Below are 17,797 nucleotides of genomic sequence, written 5' to 3'. Positions count from 1 at the left end.
AACGGGATTAAAACTTGAGGAAGCCGGTGGAGATCCAGGGAATGGCCGCGACCACGACCAGGCCGACCAGCAGGGCTGCGACATAGCCCCAGATGTATTTCAGGCCTTCGTCCGGGTTGACCTTGCTGATCGCGCAGGCGCCGTAGTAGCCGACGCCCAGCGGCGGGGCGAACAGGCCGATGCCCATGGCGAAGATGACGACCATCGCGTAATGGACCTCATGCACGCCGACCTGCTTGGCGATGGGGAACAGCAGCGGGCCGAACAGCACGATGGCCGGGATGCCTTCCAGCACGCTGCCCAGGATCACGAAGGCGACGATGGAGATGGCGAGGAAACCCCAGGTGCCGCCGGGAATATTCGCCATGGCCTGCGCCAGATCCTGCGAGAAGCCGGATTGCGTCAGGCCCCAGGCCATCGCGGTGGCACAGCCGACGATGAAGATGATGGCGCCGGTCAGCGATGCGGTTTCAACCAGCATGGCCGGCAGGCGGCGCCAGTCGAACTGGCGATAGACCAGGATGCCCATCACGACCGAATAAGCGACGCCGATGGTCGACACCTCGGTCGCCGTCGCAACCCCTTCCACCACGGCGGCCCGGATGACGAAGGGCAGGGCGATGGCGGGTAGGGCGATGACGGCCAGCTTGCCGATCTCACGCTTGGAATAGCGGGTGATCTGGCTCAGATCCTCGCCGCGATGGCGCTTCCAGACGACGAAGCAGAGGGCAAGACCCAGCACCACGGCGGGCAGCATGCCACCGGTGAAGAGGGCGGCGATGGAGACGCCGGTGACCGAGCCGATGGTGATCAGCACGATGGAGGGCGGAATGGTTTCCGTCTGCGCGCCGGTTGCCGACAGCAGGGCTACGAGATCGCCGGGCTTGGCGCCGCGCTTCTTCATTTCCGGAAATAGCACCGGGGCGATGGCGGCCATATCGGCGATCTTGGAGCCGGAAATGCCGGAGACGAGATACATCGCGCCGATCAGCACATAGGAAAGACCGCCGCGCACATGACCCAGCAGGCTGGCCAGGAACTGGATCATGGCCTTGGCCATGCCCGTCATCTCGATCAGGGCCCCTAAGAAGATGAACAGCGGCACCGCCAGCAGGATCAGATGGCTCATGCCTTCATCCAGGCGACCGACCATGACCAGCAGCGGGGTCGAGGTGGTGCAGGCGAGATAGCCGAAGGTGGCGAGCGCAAAGGAGAAGGCGATCGGCACCCCGGCAAAGACATTCACCGCGACGATGCCGACAAAGAAAATGATGAGGTTCAGCTTGCCCAGCGGCTTCAGGGCCGGACCGGCGACCCAGAACAGCGCAATCAGGGCGGCGGTCAGGCCAAGAGCCAGCAGAACGGGCTTCCGCGATCCGAAGCGTGCGAGGCGGAAGACGGCTGCGGCCAGCATCAGCGCGATGCCGACGGGAATAGCCCCGGCGCGCCAGGCATTGGAGATTTCCAGCGCCGGGGTGACGATGAAATGCTCTTCCTCGGCATATTCCACCGCATGCGGCAGGATCAGCAGGAGGAAAGAGATGGAGGCGGTGACCGCCACCGCCTCCAGAAGGGCCCGGGTTTCAGGGGAGACGCGGGCAATCAGTCCCGTCATGCGCATATGCTCGCCCCGGCGCAGCGCAACGACGGCCCCCAGCATCGACAGCCAGAGGAAAAGGATCGAGGCCAGCTCGTCCGACCAGATCAGCGGGGCATGGAAGACGTAACGGGCCGTGACGCCTGCCCCCAGAATGATGATTTCCAGGAGGACAAGCAGGGCGGCGGCCATCTCCACCGTAACGCCCAGGGTGCGGTCGATACGGTTGAGAATGCCGGAAGCGGGCAGACCGGCCATGGCTGCGCTGGGGTGTTCCATCACGTATTCCTAAAGATGCTGGCGGAAGGGAGCGGGCTTTGTCAGGGGTCAGGCGAGCTTGCCGACCGCCGCTTCCAGCTGACCCCAGGCTTCGGGGCCGAAGCGTTCCTGCCATTCCTTGTAGAAACCGCCGTCGCGCAGCTTGGCGCGGAAGCTGTCGGGATTGGTCTTGTTGAAGGCCAGACCCTTGGACTGAAGATCGGCCTGGACCGTCTCGTTCAGGCCCTTGATGTCGGCGCGCTGCTTCAGGCCCGCTTCGTTGATCGCGTCGGAGATGATTTTCTGATGTTCGGCCGACAGGCCTTTCCAGGCCCGACCGTTGGCGATGAACCAGAACCCGTCCCAGATGTGGTTCGACAGGGCGCAGCTCTTCTGCACTTCATAGAGCTTGGCGACCTGGATGATCGGCAGCGGGTTTTCCTGGGCGTCGACGATCTTGGTCTGCAGCGAGGAATAGACTTCCGAGAACTGTAGGCTGGCCGGGGCGGAATCCAGCGCCTTGAACATCGAGATCGACAGCGGGCTGACCGGCACGCGGATCTTGAGGCCCGCCATATCCTTGGCTTCCTCGATCGGCTTTCCGCTGGTGGTCATCTGGCGGAAGCCGTTGTCCCACATCTTTTCGAAGGCGAAGAGGTTGAGCTTGGAAATCGCCTCGCGGACATGGGCACCGAGGCCGCCGTCCATGGCCTTCCAGACCTGGTCGTAATCCTTGAAGGCAAAGCCCACCGCGTTGATGGCGGCGACAGGGACCAAAGTCGCGATGACCAGGGCCGAGGGGGTGAAGAAGGTGATGCCGCCGCTGCGCACCTGGCTCAGCATGTCGGTATCGCCGCCCAGCTGATTGTTCGGGAAGATCTTGATTTCGACCTTGCCGCCGGTCTGCTGCTTGATCTTGTCGGCAGCTTCCTGGGCGCGGACATTCAGCGGATGGCTGAGCGGCAGATTGTTGCCGTAGCGCAGCTCGATCTCGGCGGCCTTGGCAATCATCGGCATGCCCAGCAGGGGGACGGCCGGAGTGGCGGCAAGCGTCTTCAACACCGCACGACGGGTGATCATGGTCATCGTTTCTCTCCCAAAGGATCGTTAGTCGATCTGATTGATTGTGGTTTTCTTGGTGAAATGATAGGGATCGAAAAAGATGGTCGTCAAACTCATTTACTGATGGTTTTTGATGGATTTACCGCAAGACGACGAGCCTGCCGAGAAGACTGGTAACCGAGTGCCGCGCCGTCGCCGAACGGCGAGGGTCGATGATGTGGCGCGCCTCTCCGGTGTCTCGACCGCCACCGTTGACCGCGTGCTGAACCAGCGGCCCGGCGTGCGGGCGGTGACGGTTCAGCGCGTGCTGAAAGCGGCGGCGGAGCTGGGCTATGTGATGGATGGCGCGCTTCCGGCCCAGGCGCTGCGCCCCCTGCGGCTGGCGTTCCTGCTGCCTGCCGGAACCAATCGCTTCCTAGGTCTTTTGGGGCGGCTGATCGCCTCGTCCCAGGACCAGCTGGCCTCCTTCAATATGCGGGCGCGGGTCGATTATATCGAAAGCTTCAAACCCGAACTGCTGGCCCAGCAGTTGCGCAAAGTTGGGCGCGATGTTGATGGAATTGCCTTCATGGCGCTGGAGCATCCATCGGTGCGCGATGCCGTCGATCATCTGGCGGATCGTGGGGTGCCGACCGTGACCCTGATCTCCGATATCGCGAACAGCAAACGGGTCGCCTATGTCGGGCTCGATAACCGTTCCGCCGGGCGGACGGCGGGCTATCTCATCGCGCGTTTCATCGGTCAGCGCCCTGCCAAGGTCGCGATGATCGCGGGCAGCCTCAGTTATCGCGCCCATGAGGAACGCGAGATGGGGTTCCTGCGCCTCTTCCAGGAGTTCTTTCCGCAGATCGAGGTGGTGGGCCTGCGCGAAGGCCATGACGAGGAAGCCAAGAACTATCGCCAGACGAAAACCCTGTTAGCCCAGCATCCCGACCTTGCAGGCATCTATAATATCGGTGGTGCGCCGGAAGGCATCGCAAAGGCGCTGAAAGAAACCGGCCGCCAGCAGGAGGTGGCGTTTGTCGGCCATGGGTTGACGCCGGAAACGCGACAGCTGCTGATCGACGGCACCATGGATGCCGTGATCACCCAGCATCCCCAGAGCGCGCTGATGGATTGTGTGTCGATCTTTGCCAACTTGAGGGCAGGGCGGGCGGCGCTCCACGGCACGACCCATCCCCGGACCGAAATCATCCTGCGCGAAAACCTGCCTTGAACAGACTCATCCGATATCGGGATTGTTTCGAGTCTGGTTCTATGTAATAAGCGGGGCGCATCGTTTCGGAGATCGTCTTATGTCCGCTTCCATTCTGCGCCCGGCGCTCGTCCTGGGCCTCCTGTCTGCCGTCGGGCCGTTCGCCATCGATATGTTCCTGCCCGCCATGCCGGATATCGGCGCGAGCCTGGGGACCAGTGCGTCGGTGATGCAGGGGACGATCACCAGCTACTTCCTGGCCTTTGGTCTGGCGCAGCTGATCTATGGCCCCTGGGCCGATCAGGCGGGACGGCGCTTGCCGATCTATGTCGGGTTGCTGATCTTCATGATCGGTTCGCTCGTCTGCACCTTCGCGCCGAGTGCGACCATGCTGATTGTTGGGCGTTTCATCCAGGGGCTGGGCGGGGCTGCCGTTATGGTGGTGCCGCGTGCGATCATCCGCGATCTCCACACAGGGCATGAGGCTACCCGCCTGATGGCCGCTATCATGCTGGTGATTTCCATCTCGCCGTTCCTGGCGCCGCTGGCGGGGGCGGGGCTCATGTATCTGGCGGGCTGGCGGGCAATCTTCGCCGTTCTCGCCGCTGCCGCCCTTATCAGCTTGGTGATCACCCGCACGCTGTTGCCCGAGACCTTGCCGCCCTCGGCACGTCAGCCGGTGTCGCTGGCTGCGATGCGCACCGGCATGCTGAAGCTGCTGCGCCATCGCAGCTTCCTGGCATTGACCTTCCTCGGCGGCTTCGGTCTGGCCAGCTTCTTCGTCTTCATTGCCCAGGCGAGCTTCGTCTATTCCCAGGCTTTCGGCCTGACGCCGACGCAATTCTCGCTGGCTTTCGCGCTGAATGCGGTCGGCTTCTTCGCCAGCTCGCAATTCGCGGCCAAGCTTGGCATGCGTTACGGCGCCATGCCCGTGATGGTGCGGGCCAGCACCGGCTTCGGGCTCGCCACCCTGATCCTCCTGGGGATCGGAATCAGCGGCCATGCCAGCCTGCCGGTGGTCATGGCCGGTCTCTTCTGCGCCAACGCTTGCCTCGGCCTCGTCATTCCGACGGCCATGGTGATGGCGCTGGAGGAGCATGGCGAGATTGCCGGTCTGGCGTCCTCGCTCGGTGGCACACTGCAAATGCTGGCGGGTGGTCTGATGGTTGCCCTGTCGGCACCCTTCTTCGATGGCTCGGTGCTACCGATGCTGGGGGCGATTGCCGTCTGCGGGACGATGACCCTGCTGCTGGCGCGGGTCGTGGCCTCGACCGCGCCCCGGACCGCCCAGGCTTAGGCGAAGCGATTGAAGGACGGTGGATCGCTGGCGGGGAAGGAATCTTCGCCGGTCCCATCGACCAGATCGTCAGGATGGATGGTTCCATCCGGCTGTTTGCGATAGTCGGAGATCCATTCCGGCGGCTCTGCCCGCAGCCTCGCCGGAAAACCGCTGGGCCGACGATAAAGCGCCGCCGCGTAACCCAGAATAATGCCCGCTCCTAGAACCAGGAGGCGGGAAACTCCGCGCGTGTCGTCCGCCATATCGTCACTCCCTTACGTTTCTTTTCTGTCGAAAGGAACGGTGGAGAGGGTGCGCGGTTCCTTAATCGCGCTCCCCAAAAAGTGTGGCCGCTGGCTTCAACCGGCAACGCCAGCAATGGCAATAGGTGACCGGTCCTTCCAGGGTTCCGCGGATCTCGTATCGGACGCGCCCGCAGGCACAGGATCCCGTCAGCGTCTCTGTCATCATGCGTGCATCCGATGTTTTCTTTTCAAGTCTTCTGCCCACGAATGGCAGGGGTGCACTAGATAATTGGCAAAAACTTGCAGCATTAATATGTGCGTAATGAAGAGCCCCTATAAGCATGCCCAAAATCTACGGCTTGACGGTGGAGTTTTCCCCTTAGCCTTCTCTTGGGATATCAAAACATGCTCTCCAACATGCGCATGCGCACTAAAATTGCGCTCAATACTATTTTGATCGGTCTGTTCGCTGTCGCCATCGCCGCTGCCGGATTTTATGGACTGGAGCGGGAGGAGCAGAACGTCGGGGCCCTCATAGATACGCAGCGCGCGCAGTTCGAAGCCCTGGATCTGCGGGTCGACATTATTGCTTTGTCGCGCATGGAATATGAACTGGGGAACGACCCGTCGAAAGTCGACGAATATGCCGCCCAGGGCGAGAAGCGCATCGGCGAGATTACCGACCGTCTGGAAAAACTCAGCGGTCGCGGCAGTGCCGAGCAGCGCAAGCTGCTGGAAGGCGTAAAGGCGGGTCACGCGGCCTATGCAGCCAGTGTTCGGGCGATGATTGATAGCGCTCGCAAATTCAGTGGCGACCGTCAGACCATTCTTGATGCTCTGAAGCGCAGCCGCCAGGGTCAGATGGCGATGACCGATGCCGTGAAGGCCTATAACAACGCTGTCACCGATCGCTCCAATGCCGTGGTGGCCGAGGCCGTAGCGGTATCGCAGACGATGAAAACGATTGTCGTGGCGACGGCGGTGTTGTCGCTGGTGATCGGTGCCATCTTCACCGTCCTGATCACCCGCTTGGGGCTGGTCCTGCCGCTGCGTCGCCTGATGGAGTCGGTTGGTCGCATGGGTGATGGCGATATCGATCGCACCGTCACGGATACCGGCCGTGGGGACGAGATCGGCGCGCTTGCCCAGTCGGTCGAAAGCTTCCGCCAGGGGCTGGTGAAAGGCCGCGACCTCGAACTTGCTACCAACCGCGAGCGTCAGCAGACCCTGGATCTGGCCGCCAAGCGGGAAGCCATGATCCGCAACTTCGATCAGAACCTCTCCGGCATCCTGCGGGGCGTTGCGGGCGCGGCTGTCCAGCTTGAAGGCACGGCACGCGGCATGACCACGATTGCCGAACGCTCGCTGCAGCAGGCGTCAAGCTCGGCCGATGCCTCGCATGAAACTTCCAGCAGCGTTCAGACGGTTGCTAGCGCGACGGAGGAGATGAATGCTTCTATCGCCGAAATCGCTCGCCAAGTGGAAGAAAGCACCCGCGTTGCGGCTTCGGCGATGACTGAGGCAGAGCAGACCAACGGCGTCGTCGGCGACCTCACGCAGTCCGCCCAGCGTATCGGCGAAGTGGTGGAACTGATCAACAGCATCGCTGCCCAGACCAATCTGTTGGCCCTCAATGCGACCATCGAGGCGGCACGGGCAGGCGAGGCGGGCAAGGGCTTTGCTGTCGTCGCATCGGAGGTGAAAAACCTCGCCGGGCAGACTGCGAAGGCGACCGAAGAAATCTCCGCTCAGATCCAGGGCATGCAGACGGTGACCGAGACTGCCGTGGGTGCCATCCGCGGCATTTCCGGCACCATCGCCCGAATGAGCGAGATCAGCACTGCAATCTCCGGCGCGATCACCCAGCAGCAGGCGACAACTGGCGAAATCAGCCGGTCGGTCAGCCAGGCCTCCCATGCCACCAGCAGTGTTTCCTCGGGCCTGAATGAGGTGCGTCAGGCTGCCACTCAGACCGGCGCAACGGCTGTGGAAGTACTGGCTGCCGCGCAGGAGCTCTCGCGCCAGTCCGAAGCCTTGCATGGGGAAGTCGACGGCTTCCTCAGCCGTATCCGGGCTTAAGGTTTCAGCATCTCCCGAAGGCGGGTGCCCGTTTGCGCCATCTCGTCTTCGGGTGGACGCGGCGGATTACGGTAGGTCACCGTCTCTTCGACGATATAGCGGCGTGAGGTTATGTCGTCGCCGGTATGCAGCGGCACAATGTGCGCATGCACATGAGGCACGTCGCTGCCGGTAAACAGGAAGCCGACACGCGGCACGCCATAAATCTCCTTCAACGCCTTGGCCAGCCGCTGACCGAGATGCACGATCTCCGCCGCCAGATCCGGTGGCAGATCGTCGAAGAAGCTGAAATGCTCGCGCGGGACGATCTGGACATGTCCGGGCCGGATCGGGCCGATATCCAGGAAGGCGATCAGCCGTTCGTCCTGATGGACGATATGGGCTGGAATAGTCTCATTGGCGATAGCGCAAAAAAGACAGGGGCGCATGGCTAAAAAGGCCGCCGATTATCTCGGCGGCCTCCCTTATCCTATTGTTCGCAGAAGCGAATATGGTTGTTGAAGGGGTCGATGACCGTCATCTCCAAACCCCAGGGCGCTTCCTCGATGCCCGGCTTCATATGCTTGTACTGCTTAGCGTGCAGTTCCTTGTGATAGTCGCGGATCCCCCGCATCAGGACCCAGATGGTATTGCCGGGGGTAGCATCGCCACTATGGCCGGTCAGATGCAGATAGAGGCCGCCGCGCGATACCTGGCAATAGAGCGGGAAATTATCGCCGAAGCGATGCTCCCAATCCAAGGTGAATCCCAGGAAATCGACATAGAATTCCTTGGCTTTTTCCTCGTCGAAGATCCGCATCAGCGGGCAGGTGCGGGCGAAATCAATGCCGTCGGTCGAGGTCTCGGCCTTGATCTTGGCGGACATGGTGTTCCAGTCGCGAAACTCGAACTGCTTGGCGACGAGTTCCAGACTCTCACTGTGGGAGACCTCAACCTTCCGTTCGGCAAGGGAAGCCTGCAGAGTCTTGGCGATATTTTTGGCGTCGAGGAAGCTGCGCATCTTCAATCCGTATTTCTGGCGAAATCTATGTCAGGAGCTCGCATTGCCGACGGTTCGCCGATGAACGGATGAGGGCGAAATCTTGTGAGATACATTCACCAAACCCGAAATCGGGCGCGAGCGGCAGGCTGTATCAGCCGCTGCTTTTATAGACAGAAGTGCGAGCGGTTCGCAAGTTGGATAAATAAGCTTCGTCCAGGCTCGGCATGTCGCTACTGTCTATTGGTGCACTAATTGATGACGCCAGGATTGAAAGTCGGGATGTTCCCCAAAAGCCGAGCGCTGCTCTCCACGCAGATTCATGTTGCGATCCTGGTTGCAATCATCGTTGCCCCGGTCTTGATCCTGGCAGCCGTACTCTTTTTCAGTTGGGCGGAGGCTGAGCGCGCGCGCAGCGAAGCGAGCATGCAGGAAAAGGCGCGGACCGTTAAATCCGCCATCGATCGGGAACTCGCGGGGCTTCAATACACACTTTATGCGCTTGCCAGCGCCCCAGCTTTGGAAACCCAGGATCTTCGGTCCTTTCACGAATATATCAAGCAGGTCGGATCGGCCCGCAACGCCATCGTCGTTCTGCGCAATCGGCAGAGCCAGCAGGTGCTTAACAATGTGATCGAATGGGGGCAGCCCCTGCCGCCTGCAACGGCCCTGCGCTCCACCGACGAGCGAGTAGCATCCTCGCTGCGGGTTGAGGTGTCGGAGCTTTTTCATGGTCTTCAGGTGCGCCGCCCGTCCTTTGCCGTGGTTTCCCCAATAGTGCAGGGCGATAAGCTCGCCTATTTCCTCAGTCTCAGCCTCGCCACCCAATATATCACCGACATTCTGCTGCGCTCGAACCTCGAAGGGGGCGAGATCGCCGCGGTTATCGACGGCAATGGCATAATCGTGGCGCGTTCGCGCGATAATGATGTTGCGGTTGCGACCCCGTCCAAGGGCGCCATGATGCGGGCGCCGGGGCGCGAGGGGCGCATCATCGCGGAAAGCCTCAATGGCGAGCCGGTGGTGACTTTCTTCAGCCGGTCCGACCTGTCCAACTGGACCATCGGAATCTCGGTTCCCATCACCGACCTTGAAGCGCCCGTTGTGCGGACGGTCAAACTGGTGGCGATCATCAGCTTGATATTGCTCGTGATTTCGGTCGGCAGCGCCATCATCCTAGCGCGGATGTTCTCCCGTCCTATCGAGGCTTTGGCGGTCGGTGCCGATGCGCTGGGACAGGGGCAACCGATCAAGATCCGCCCAACGTCGGTCAAGGAAATCCATAGCGCCTGGGTCAGCCTCAAACGGGCGGCGGATAAACTACGCGAACGGACCGAGCAGCGCGACCTTGCGGAATCAGCCCTGTTGAGCCTGAACAATACGCTTGAGGATCAGGTCAGGGAACGCACTGCCGAGCTCCAGGCCACCAACTCGCGGTTGATCGCTGAAATGAAGCAGCGCGAAGATGTGGAGGAGCGGGTCCGGCAGCTGCAAAAATCCGAGGCCGTGAGCCAGCTTACCGGCGGTATAGCCCATGATTTCAATAATATGCTGGCGGCAATCCTCGGCAGTCTCAGCCTGATTGAAAGCCGGATGGCGAAGGGCGACACCAATATCGGAATGTTGGTCAAAGGCGGGATCGACAGCGCCAATCGCGCGGCCCAGTTGACCAAGCGATTGCTCGCTTTCTCGCGTCAGCAACCGCTCTCGCCCAAGCCGGTGGAGCCGAACAAGCTGATCCAGGGCATGTCCGAACTGCTGAAGCGCACCATGCCGGAACTGGTCAGCATGGAAACGGTGCTGGCGGCTGGGGCCTGGCGTATCCATGTCGATGCCAATCAGCTTGAAAACGCGATCCTCAATCTTGCGGTCAATGCGCGTGACGCGATGGTAGAAGGCGGTAAGCTGACGATCGAAACCTCTAACGCCTATTTGGACGAGGCCTACGCCGCCGATCATGGCGATCTGACGCCAGGGCAATATGTCTTGCTGGCTGTGACCGATACCGGCACCGGGATGCCGCCTGCAGTGCTGAGCCGGGCGTTCGATCCCTTCTTCACCACCAAGCCCGATGGGCGGGGGACAGGCCTGGGGCTAAGCCAGGTGCATGGCTTCATCAAGCAGTCCGGCGGGCATATCAAGATCTATTCCGAACCGGGCCTTGGCACGACGGTGAAGCTCTATCTGCCGCGCTTCTTTGGCGAGGACACCGAGGAAGCCCCAGGGGCGCAGGTGCCGTTGCAGACTTCGGCCGAAGGCGAGCTGGTCCTGATCGTCGAGGATGATGACGCCGTGCGCGCTACGACTGTGGAGCTCGTGCGCGAGTTAGGTTACCGCGTGCTGGAAGCCAATAGCGCCGCCGCTGCTTTGCGGATCCTCGACGCCGAACCCAAGGTACGGCTGCTCTTCACCGATGTAGTGATGCCGGAACTCAATGGCCGCAAGCTGGTGGACGAGGCGCTGAAGCGTCGGCCGGATCTGAAGGTGCTGTTCACCACCGGCTATACCCGCAATGCCATCGTCCATAACGGCGTACTGGATCAGGGCGTCAATCTGATCGTGAAGCCCTTTACCCTAGACATGTTGGGGCTGAAGATTGCCGAGGCGCTGCGCGGGTAGGAGGCACTCTTTTTCTCGTCACCCCGCACTCGATCCGGGATCTCACTCAAGCTGTATGGCCGGAGAGGGATCCCGGCTTTTCGGCCGGGATGACGAAGAAAAAGAGAAGCCCTACTTACTTCCTCATCCCCACTAGGGCGAACATAGCGCCTTGCGGATCGAGAGCATTAATGACCCAGGCATCGCCCGGCACTTCCTGCGGGCCAAACAGGATGGTGCCGCCGTTGGCTTTCACCGTCTCGATGGCAACGTCGATGTCCGGCACGCCGATGTAGTAGAGCCAGAAGGGCATCGGCAGAGTAGGCATCTTGGTCATCATGCCGCCGACGGCATCGCCGCCGTTATAACTCCAGAGCTGATAGATCCCAGCTTCCGGTCCCATGTCCAAGGCATCGGATTTCTGCCAGCCGAACATATCGGCATAGAAGGCGAAGGCGGGTTCCCGGTCGCCGGCATGGAGTTCATGCCAGCTGATATTACCGGGAGCCATCGGCGGATAGGGCGGCGGCGGCTCGTTCGACCCTTTGAACAGATAAAACGGCGCGCCCTGCGGGTCCGCGACCACCGAGAAGCGGCCGACGTTCGGAATATCTACCGGCGGCTGATAGACCTTGCCACCTTTGGACTGGACCTTCTTCGTTTCGGCATCGACATCATCGACGGCGATATAGCCCATCCAGCCAGGGGGGGCGCCCTGAGCCTTGGCCGCTTCCGGTAGTGCCATCAATCCGCCGATAGGGTGTTCCCCCATCGACAGGATCGTATAAGCCATGCCGGTCATAGTCTGCTGTTCGGCACGCCAGCCCACGACCTTGGCATAGAAATCGGCCGCCGCGGTCGTGTCGGTTGTCAGCAGTTCGTACCAGACAAATTTATTTTGCATCATGACGCTCTCCTCGCGAGGGCTATTTCTTGCGGTGATAATCCATGGTCATGACTTCCTGCCAGCTGCCGTCGGCCTGCTGGCAGCGGGAGGTGAGATTGCGGACATCCTTGCTTTTGATCGTGTGAATGTCCTGATATTTCAGGGTTTTACTAGGATCTTCGAAATCCGGCCCTTCGCAATCCAGCGTCAGCACCTTGCCGCTGGCATCCACGCTGCCGCTATAGACCCACATGTGGGTCATCATCGTGCCGACCCAATTGCCGATGTAGCGCTGCTTGGCGGGGTCATAGCCCAGCGTCATCACGCTGGCACCGGTTTCACCCGGACCCATGGGGCCCGACGCTTCGAAGACGAGCCATGCACCGTTCAGCGAGCGGATGGTTTCGGTCCATTCCACGCTCGAGGCTGGATTGCCATCCATCTCGGGGGTCTCATGGATCGTAACCCAGGTCCCCACAAGTTGTTCCAGCCAGCGGTGTTCGTTCTGCAATTCGGCTTTCATTATCTCTTCCCCAGATAAGTTATTGTTTTTTAAGCACAACAGGAATTGTTGGCTTTTGGCTGCGCCTCGTATTCGTCGTGGCGCTTCACCCAATCCATGATCTCCCCCTCGTTCCGGCCCTTAGGCGCCCGATCGAGGATCATGAAGGTGGATATGATCTCCTCTGCGCCGCGGGCGTAGGAGGAATAGGTGTGATAAACGCGGCCCGCCTCGTCCTTGTAGAAGGAGGAGAGACCCGGCAGTTCGTCATGCGCCTCTTTGCTGGGCGTCTGGCGATAATTGTAGTCGACGCTGCCCTTGGCTAGATCCTCCTTGGTGAAGGAGACGTGGTAGTCAAAATTGAAATCCGATCCGAAGGACGAAACCCAGGGAAATTCCCATCCCATGCGCTTCTGATAGGTCTTGATCTCTGGCAATGGCGCGCGGGAGACGACCATCAGGGTCACATCGTGGTTGTTGAGATGGGGCAAGGTGCCGTCCAGATGATCGGCCAGGAACGAGCAGCCTGGGCAGCCAGCATCCCAGCCCGGCCCCAGCATGAAGTGATAGATCACCAACTGGCTGCGGCCGTCGAACAGATCGGCCAGCGACTTCCTGCCCGCCGGTGTCTCGAACACATAATCCTTATCGACCTTGACCCAGGGCAGGGCCTCCCGCTGGGCGCGCACTTCGTCGCGCAGGCGGGTTTCCTCTTTTTCTTTTGTCAGTAAGGCCTTGCGGGCCTGCAGCCATTCTTCGCGGGTAACGATCGTATGGGGTTGCATCGGCTTCCTCCGGTCTATCGCTATAGGCTTGACTGGTTGGGTTGATATCAACATAATATCGGCATGTCAAAAAATAATGACATTCCGTTTGAGATGACCCTGCTGGTGCGCGACACCTGCCTCTGTCTGCATGCGCAGCGGGTGGCGCGGGCGCTGGCGCGCCGGTTTGACGATGGGTTGCGCCCAGTGGGGCTGACAAATGGGCAGTTTTCGCTGCTCATGTCGCTGAACCGCCCCGGGCCAGCCAGCATGAGTTCGGTCGCTGACGTTCTCGCCATGGACCGCACCACCTTGACGGCGGCTTTGAAGCCATTGGAGCGCCGGGGATTACTGTCTATTTCCGTCGATCCCGGTGATCGGCGCGCCAAACTCCTGTCTCTGACATCGGCGGGCAGGGAGGTTTTGACAAGGGCTCTGCCGATCTGGACGGAAACCCACGCGGCGGTCGAGACGCTGCTGGAGAGCGGCGACCCCGACCGCCTACGGGCCGATCTGCGGGCTATCTCCTAGCCGCTACTTGCCTTTTTTGGCCAGCCAGTCGCGCATCATGGCGATTTCGGACTCCTGCGCCTTGATGATGTCTGCAGACAATTGCCGGACAATCGGATCCTTGCCGTACTGCAATTGCACCTTGGCCATATCGATGGCGCCCTGGTGATGGGCGATCATCCCGCGCATGAAATCGACATCCGCGTCACCGCTGAAGGCGATATCCATGTCTTTGTGCATCTTCGCATTTGCCGCTTGAAAGCCCTGTGTCGATGCGGCCGTGGCGGGCGACGCCGGGTGGTGGGAATGGTCCTGTGCCAGGGCCGGGCCAGCGGATAGGGCGACAAGCAGCATCGCCGTCGAAAAACGGATCATTTTAGTCTCCAATGGTTTGACATCGTTGAGTTTCTGTCGATATCAAACCGCGCGCGGCGGCGGTGTCGGCGGCAAGAGAGTGCGGGTCGTGAAAACCAAGGTCGCCGGATCGACTCTCTCGAGCGGGATGAGGGCTGGCGTCGAGACGCTAGGCCCGTTAGGCAGGCAGGGGCAGCAGACCATGGGGCAGGCGGCTACCACGGGGGCAACCTTGGAATGATCCTGCCCGTGGTGGTGCTCATGGGAAGGCGGCTGTGCCTGGGCTGCGTGCATCGCCGGGCCGCCTAAGACGAGCGCGAGCACCGCGACGATCATACGGATTGCGACCAGGAGTGTTTTTGCCCATCGAGCCATGCCCCCAGCTAACCGCCCCTGCGCGGCAAAAACAAGGCAAAGCCTCTATCCGGCGGCCTCTTGCCGCAGCCACTCGCAAAAACGCTGGACGGCGGGCGAGGGGCGGCGGCGATGGCGTGCGACGTAGCGTCCGCCACTGGCACGGAAGCCGAAGGGCGCGGCCAGGCGCCCGGCGCGGATGTCTTCGGCCACCAGATGGCGGGGCGCGATGGCAACCCCCAGGCCCGCCACGGCAGCCTCCAGGGTGAAATAATAATGCTGGAACTCGCGCTCCCCGCTGTCGGGCAGCAGCACGCCCTCGAGCCGCGCCCATTCGTTCCAGGCGTCGGGGCGTGTGCGGGTGGAAAGGCGCGGCAGGATGCTGTCGATCTTAAGGCCGGCGGCCAGCGCAGGGGCGGTCACAAGCCCGATTTCCTCGCCGAATAACTCCACCTGCATCAAGTCGCCCCGGCCCTCGTTGTCCAGCATGATCGCAAGGTCGAAGCCCTCCCGCGTGATATCGACGGGAACGCTGGTTGGCGTCAGGCGCACGGTGATGGTCGGTTCGGCCTCCTGGAAGCGATGCAGGCGAGGGATCAGCCAACGCAACGCAAAGGTACCGAGGCAAGAAACGTCCAGCGTCTCAGCTGCTGCCTGCCGGGCCTGCTGAACGGTTTGGGCGATCTGGTCGAAGGCGGCGGACAGCCCCGGCAGCAGCGCCTTGGCGGCATCGGTCAGCTCGGGTTTTGCCTTGGTTCCGGCAAATAGCGTGATGCCGAGGGTTTCTTCCAGCAGCGCGACCTGTCGGCTGACCGCGCCCGGCGTCACGCCCAATTCATCGGCAGCGGCGTTCATGCGGCCATGGCGCGCCGCCGCCTCAAAGGCACGCAAGGCATTTAACGGAGGCAACTGGCGTTTCATATTTGAGAAATTAGCACATAGAGGGTGAAAAAACTCGTTTTTCAAAGCGGCTCAAAACGACGATTTCTAGGGCGTTCTGTAGGACCCCTAAGTGAGGAAATTCTAATGCCGTTCATCCGCACCGCCATTCGCAAAGGCACCTCCGATGCCGTCAAGGAGGCCATCGTCCATGGTATCCACCGTGCCCTGGTTGAAGCTATCAACATGCCTGACGACGAGCTGTTCAATCTGGTCGAGGAATTCGACGACAACAGCTTCTATTTCAGCCGTACCTTCAACGGCCATAGCCGATCCGACGGCGTCGTGGTGGTCGAAATAACCCTCCGTCGCGGGCGCAGCGACGCCATGAAACGCGACCTTTATGCGGCGATTGCCCGTAACCTCGGGCAGCATGCCGCAGTCAAACCTGCCGATATTTTCATTTTCATGCATGAAAATGATTACTCGGACTGGTCAGTTGGCGGAGGTATTTTTGCGATGACGTTAGTTCAACAACGCGGAAATGAGCAATTATCAAAATAATATCATCTTAAAACAAAGAATAACTCAACGAATTTTTAAGAAATTTGGGAGAAAGCTGTCGCGAATAGCGCTGTTCGAAGCGCTTTTCTTGCAGGAGACAGACCGTCGTGACAGCAATTTCCGGAGCCCCGAAATTTCCTTACCGCGCCTTTGCGGCGGCCGTGATCGTGAGCCTTTCTGTCCTGGGGGTTCTGATCCAGAGCGGTTTTGTTACCCGATCCACCGGTAAGGAAGCACTGGCGCGAACCGGGACGGGCATCGATATCGTCAAGCGTCTAAGCCTCAGCGATCAGCGCCTGACCGATGCGGTGACTCTGGCGGCCTATAGCGGTAAGCCGGAGTTTCAGAAGGCTTATGATGAAGCCGTTCCGATGATCGATGCCGCGATTGCCGATGCGATGGACTATGTCGGGCCGGAACGTCGGGCGTCGGCGGAAAAGAAAATCAATGCGGCCAACAACACGATGGTCGATATCGAGACCAAGGCCTTTGACGCTGCCAAGGCGGGAAAACTAGAGGATGCGCAAAAACTGCTGGCAGGCGAGAGCTATCGGTCGGCCAAGCGCCAGTTCGCTGAAGGGCTGGATGATCTGACCAAGCTGGTGGACACGATTGTAGCGGATGCTTCAGCGTCCTCGGCCCGCCGTGGAACGCTCGATATCCTGGTGTCGACAGGCGGTCTGGTGGCGATCCTGATTTCCTTCGGGTTTCTCGCCAATATCCTGTTCGGCTGGCGGCGCCAGATGATCAGGGCGGAACAGGATCGCGCCGCAGAGGAAGAGGCCCGGCACCAGGGCATGCTGGATCAGGAAGAGCGTCTGCGCGCCGAAGCTGAAGCTACCCGCAAGCAGACGCTGCAGGATCTCGCCAAGCATTTTGAAGGCAAGGTCGGCAGTATCGTCGTGACTTTGAACTCTGCCGTCTCGGCCGTTGGCGGGCGTACTCAGACGATGGCAAAATCGGCGGACAGCATGACTGAGCTTGCTGGGGCAGTGTCGGTATCGGCCGAAGAAATGTCCTCGAACGTTCAGACAGTGGCGTCGGCGACCGAAGAGTATACTGCCTCGATCAGCGAGATTTCGCGGCAGGTAGGGGATACCTCGCGCTTTATGGCCGGGGCCAGTTCCGCCATCGCCAGCGCGACCGAGCGCGTGCGTGCGCTGTCCGTTTCGGCTCAGGAAATCGGATCGGTTGTCGGGCTGATCAATGATATCGCCAGCCAAACAAACCTCCTGGCCCTCAATGCTACTATTGAGGCTGCCCGTGCGGGCGAGGCGGGTAAAGGCTTTGCCGTTGTCGCCTCGGAAGTGAAGGCACTGGCCTCCCAGACCCAGAAGGCGACGGAGGAGATTGCGAACCGGATCGCCAATATCCAAAGCGAAACCCAGACCTCGGCGGGTGAAATCGCCGAAGTGGTGCGGGTGTTCGATCAGGTACGCGACGTAACCTCATCCATCGCCGGTGCCGTCGAACAGCAACGGGCCGCGACATCCGAGATTGCCCGCAACATCAGCGAGGCCTCGCGGGCTGTCGATGACGTCACGATCAGCATCGGCCGGGTGTCGGGCGAGGTGTCGGAGAACCGCTCCGCCTCCCGCGATGTGCTGGACCAGATCCGGTCGCTGTCGCAGCAGGGGCAGGACTTGACGCGGGAAGTGAACGCCTTTGTCGGATCAATCGCTGCGGCGTGAG

General features: G+C 60.8%; 19 protein-coding genes. 7 read left to right on the top strand and 12 right to left on the bottom strand.

From position 1 onward, the window contains the following. Positions 1-7: 7 nt before the first annotated feature. Positions 8-1,876, bottom strand: a complete 1,869-nt coding sequence (locus ACFSM5_RS09825; RefSeq protein WP_379876161.1) for a TRAP transporter large permease — start codon at positions 1,874-1,876, stop codon at positions 8-10. Positions 1,877-1,924: 48 nt separating this feature from the next. Next, positions 1,925-2,941, bottom strand: coding sequence for a TRAP transporter substrate-binding protein (locus ACFSM5_RS09820; RefSeq protein ID WP_379876160.1), 1,017 nt, complete (start codon positions 2,939-2,941; stop codon positions 1,925-1,927). 109 nt (positions 2,942-3,050) lie between these two features. On the opposite strand from ACFSM5_RS09820, the gene ACFSM5_RS09815 reads away from it, so the two are divergent. Both ACFSM5_RS09815 and ACFSM5_RS09810 read left to right on the top strand, forming a co-directional pair. Continuing rightward, the gene (locus ACFSM5_RS09815) at positions 3,051-4,133 is read left to right on the top strand and encodes a LacI family DNA-binding transcriptional regulator (protein WP_379876159.1); all 1,083 of its coding nucleotides are present in this window, start codon (positions 3,051-3,053) and stop codon (positions 4,131-4,133) included. Positions 4,134-4,212: 79 nt separating this feature from the next. Next, positions 4,213-5,409 carry a multidrug effflux MFS transporter gene (locus ACFSM5_RS09810; protein ID WP_379876158.1) on the top strand — a complete coding sequence of 399 codons (1,197 nt, stop codon included), beginning with the start codon at positions 4,213-4,215 and terminating at the stop codon, positions 5,407-5,409. Here ACFSM5_RS09810 and ACFSM5_RS09805 read toward each other — a convergent pair. After that, the gene (locus ACFSM5_RS09805; protein WP_379876157.1) at positions 5,406-5,654 is read right to left on the bottom strand and encodes a hypothetical protein; all 249 of its coding nucleotides are present in this window, start codon (positions 5,652-5,654) and stop codon (positions 5,406-5,408) included. The two genes, ACFSM5_RS09810 and ACFSM5_RS09805, sit on opposite strands and share 4 nt — an antisense overlap. A 61-nt stretch (positions 5,655-5,715) precedes the next feature. Then, a complete protein-coding gene (locus tag ACFSM5_RS22220) occupies positions 5,716-5,859 on the bottom strand; it encodes a GFA family protein (RefSeq protein WP_465261238.1) in 144 nt (47 codons plus the stop codon). 182 nt (positions 5,860-6,041) lie between these two features. Between ACFSM5_RS22220 and ACFSM5_RS09800 the strand changes: the two genes are divergently transcribed. Further along, on the top strand, positions 6,042-7,715 hold the full coding sequence (locus ACFSM5_RS09800) for a methyl-accepting chemotaxis protein (protein ID WP_379876156.1): 1,674 nt from the start codon (positions 6,042-6,044) through the stop codon (positions 7,713-7,715). Here ACFSM5_RS09800 and ACFSM5_RS09795 read toward each other — a convergent pair. Beyond that, the gene (locus ACFSM5_RS09795; RefSeq protein ID WP_379876155.1) at positions 7,712-8,143 is read right to left on the bottom strand and encodes an HIT family protein; all 432 of its coding nucleotides are present in this window, start codon (positions 8,141-8,143) and stop codon (positions 7,712-7,714) included. The two genes, ACFSM5_RS09800 and ACFSM5_RS09795, sit on opposite strands and share 4 nt — an antisense overlap. Before the next feature lie 41 nt (positions 8,144-8,184). After that, positions 8,185-8,715, bottom strand: a complete 531-nt coding sequence (locus tag ACFSM5_RS09790; RefSeq protein ID WP_379876154.1) for a glyoxalase superfamily protein — start codon at positions 8,713-8,715, stop codon at positions 8,185-8,187. Positions 8,716-8,976: 261 nt separating this feature from the next. Here ACFSM5_RS09790 and ACFSM5_RS09785 point away from each other — a divergent pair, with 261 nt between their 5' ends. Further along, positions 8,977-11,313, top strand: a complete 2,337-nt coding sequence (locus ACFSM5_RS09785; protein ID WP_379876153.1) for an ATP-binding protein — start codon at positions 8,977-8,979, stop codon at positions 11,311-11,313. Positions 11,314-11,428: 115 nt separating this feature from the next. Here the strand turns inward: ACFSM5_RS09785 and ACFSM5_RS09780 are convergent, their stop codons facing one another. The 3 genes from ACFSM5_RS09780 to ACFSM5_RS09770 are packed head-to-tail and all read right to left on the bottom strand — an operon-like array spanning position 11,429 to position 13,465. After that, positions 11,429-12,199, bottom strand: coding sequence for a VOC family protein (locus ACFSM5_RS09780; RefSeq protein WP_379876152.1), 771 nt, complete (start codon positions 12,197-12,199; stop codon positions 11,429-11,431). A 19-nt stretch (positions 12,200-12,218) separates the two neighbouring features. Further along, positions 12,219-12,701, bottom strand: coding sequence for a DUF1579 domain-containing protein (locus tag ACFSM5_RS09775; RefSeq protein ID WP_379876151.1), 483 nt, complete (start codon positions 12,699-12,701; stop codon positions 12,219-12,221). Positions 12,702-12,730: 29 nt separating this feature from the next. Beyond that, positions 12,731-13,465 (bottom strand): DUF899 domain-containing protein, encoded by a 735-nt coding sequence (locus ACFSM5_RS09770; RefSeq protein WP_379876150.1) that lies wholly within the window; start codon positions 13,463-13,465, stop codon positions 12,731-12,733. Between the two features lie 63 nt (positions 13,466-13,528). On the opposite strand from ACFSM5_RS09770, the gene ACFSM5_RS09765 reads away from it, so the two are divergent. Further along, positions 13,529-13,975 (top strand): MarR family winged helix-turn-helix transcriptional regulator, encoded by a 447-nt coding sequence (locus ACFSM5_RS09765; protein ID WP_379876149.1) that lies wholly within the window; start codon positions 13,529-13,531, stop codon positions 13,973-13,975. Between the two features lie 3 nt (positions 13,976-13,978). Here the strand turns inward: ACFSM5_RS09765 and copM are convergent, their stop codons facing one another. The 3 genes from copM to ACFSM5_RS09750 are packed head-to-tail and all read right to left on the bottom strand — an operon-like array spanning position 13,979 to position 15,571. Next, positions 13,979-14,329, bottom strand: coding sequence for a CopM family metallochaperone (gene copM / locus ACFSM5_RS09760; RefSeq protein WP_379876148.1), 351 nt, complete (start codon positions 14,327-14,329; stop codon positions 13,979-13,981). A gap of 42 nt (positions 14,330-14,371) precedes the next feature. Beyond that, positions 14,372-14,683, bottom strand: coding sequence for a hypothetical protein (locus tag ACFSM5_RS09755; protein WP_379876147.1), 312 nt, complete (start codon positions 14,681-14,683; stop codon positions 14,372-14,374). A gap of 45 nt (positions 14,684-14,728) precedes the next feature. After that, positions 14,729-15,571: a LysR substrate-binding domain-containing protein gene (locus ACFSM5_RS09750; RefSeq protein ID WP_379876146.1), complete on the bottom strand. Its 843-nt coding sequence runs from the start codon at positions 15,569-15,571 to the stop codon at positions 14,729-14,731. A 117-nt stretch (positions 15,572-15,688) separates the two neighbouring features. Here ACFSM5_RS09750 and ACFSM5_RS09745 point away from each other — a divergent pair, with 117 nt between their 5' ends. Continuing rightward, positions 15,689-16,105, top strand: a complete 417-nt coding sequence (locus ACFSM5_RS09745) for a tautomerase family protein (RefSeq protein WP_379876145.1) — start codon at positions 15,689-15,691, stop codon at positions 16,103-16,105. 167 nt (positions 16,106-16,272) lie between these two features. Continuing rightward, positions 16,273-17,796, top strand: coding sequence for a methyl-accepting chemotaxis protein (locus ACFSM5_RS09740; protein WP_379876144.1), 1,524 nt, complete (start codon positions 16,273-16,275; stop codon positions 17,794-17,796). Position 17,797 lies beyond the last annotated feature (1 nt).

The organism is Lacibacterium aquatile (assembly GCF_042683105.1).
In the GTDB taxonomy this organism is placed as follows: domain Bacteria; phylum Pseudomonadota; class Alphaproteobacteria; order Elsterales; family Elsteraceae; genus Lacibacterium; species Lacibacterium aquatile.
Note: the sequence above shows the minus strand (reverse complement) of the source record. Positions and strands in the feature narration are given on the sequence as shown.

What these genes read in the sequence shown, in the direction of transcription:
- ACFSM5_RS09825 (WP_379876161.1), bottom strand. Translation starts at nt 1,876, where the DNA reads ATGGAACACCCCAGCGCAGCCATGGCCGGTCTGCCCGCTTCCGGCATT.
- ACFSM5_RS09820 (WP_379876160.1), bottom strand. Translation starts at nt 2,941, where the DNA reads ATGACCATGATCACCCGTCGTGCGGTGTTGAAGACGCTTGCCGCCACT.
- ACFSM5_RS09815 (WP_379876159.1), top strand. Translation starts at nt 3,051, where the DNA reads ATGGATTTACCGCAAGACGACGAGCCTGCCGAGAAGACTGGTAACCGA.
- ACFSM5_RS09810 (WP_379876158.1), top strand. Translation starts at nt 4,213, where the DNA reads ATGTCCGCTTCCATTCTGCGCCCGGCGCTCGTCCTGGGCCTCCTGTCT.
- ACFSM5_RS09805 (WP_379876157.1), bottom strand. Translation starts at nt 5,654, where the DNA reads ATGGCGGACGACACGCGCGGAGTTTCCCGCCTCCTGGTTCTAGGAGCG.
- ACFSM5_RS22220 (WP_465261238.1), bottom strand. Translation starts at nt 5,859, where the DNA reads ATGACAGAGACGCTGACGGGATCCTGTGCCTGCGGGCGCGTCCGATAC.
- ACFSM5_RS09800 (WP_379876156.1), top strand. Translation starts at nt 6,042, where the DNA reads ATGCTCTCCAACATGCGCATGCGCACTAAAATTGCGCTCAATACTATT.
- ACFSM5_RS09795 (WP_379876155.1), bottom strand. Translation starts at nt 8,143, where the DNA reads ATGCGCCCCTGTCTTTTTTGCGCTATCGCCAATGAGACTATTCCAGCC.
- ACFSM5_RS09790 (WP_379876154.1), bottom strand. Translation starts at nt 8,715, where the DNA reads ATGCGCAGCTTCCTCGACGCCAAAAATATCGCCAAGACTCTGCAGGCT.
- ACFSM5_RS09785 (WP_379876153.1), top strand. Translation starts at nt 8,977, where the DNA reads ATGTTCCCCAAAAGCCGAGCGCTGCTCTCCACGCAGATTCATGTTGCG.
- ACFSM5_RS09780 (WP_379876152.1), bottom strand. Translation starts at nt 12,199, where the DNA reads ATGATGCAAAATAAATTTGTCTGGTACGAACTGCTGACAACCGACACG.
- ACFSM5_RS09775 (WP_379876151.1), bottom strand. Translation starts at nt 12,701, where the DNA reads ATGAAAGCCGAATTGCAGAACGAACACCGCTGGCTGGAACAACTTGTG.
- ACFSM5_RS09770 (WP_379876150.1), bottom strand. Translation starts at nt 13,465, where the DNA reads ATGCAACCCCATACGATCGTTACCCGCGAAGAATGGCTGCAGGCCCGC.
- ACFSM5_RS09765 (WP_379876149.1), top strand. Translation starts at nt 13,529, where the DNA reads ATGTCAAAAAATAATGACATTCCGTTTGAGATGACCCTGCTGGTGCGC.
- copM (WP_379876148.1), bottom strand. Translation starts at nt 14,329, where the DNA reads ATGATCCGTTTTTCGACGGCGATGCTGCTTGTCGCCCTATCCGCTGGC.
- ACFSM5_RS09755 (WP_379876147.1), bottom strand. Translation starts at nt 14,683, where the DNA reads ATGGCTCGATGGGCAAAAACACTCCTGGTCGCAATCCGTATGATCGTC.
- ACFSM5_RS09745 (WP_379876145.1), top strand. Translation starts at nt 15,689, where the DNA reads ATGCCGTTCATCCGCACCGCCATTCGCAAAGGCACCTCCGATGCCGTC.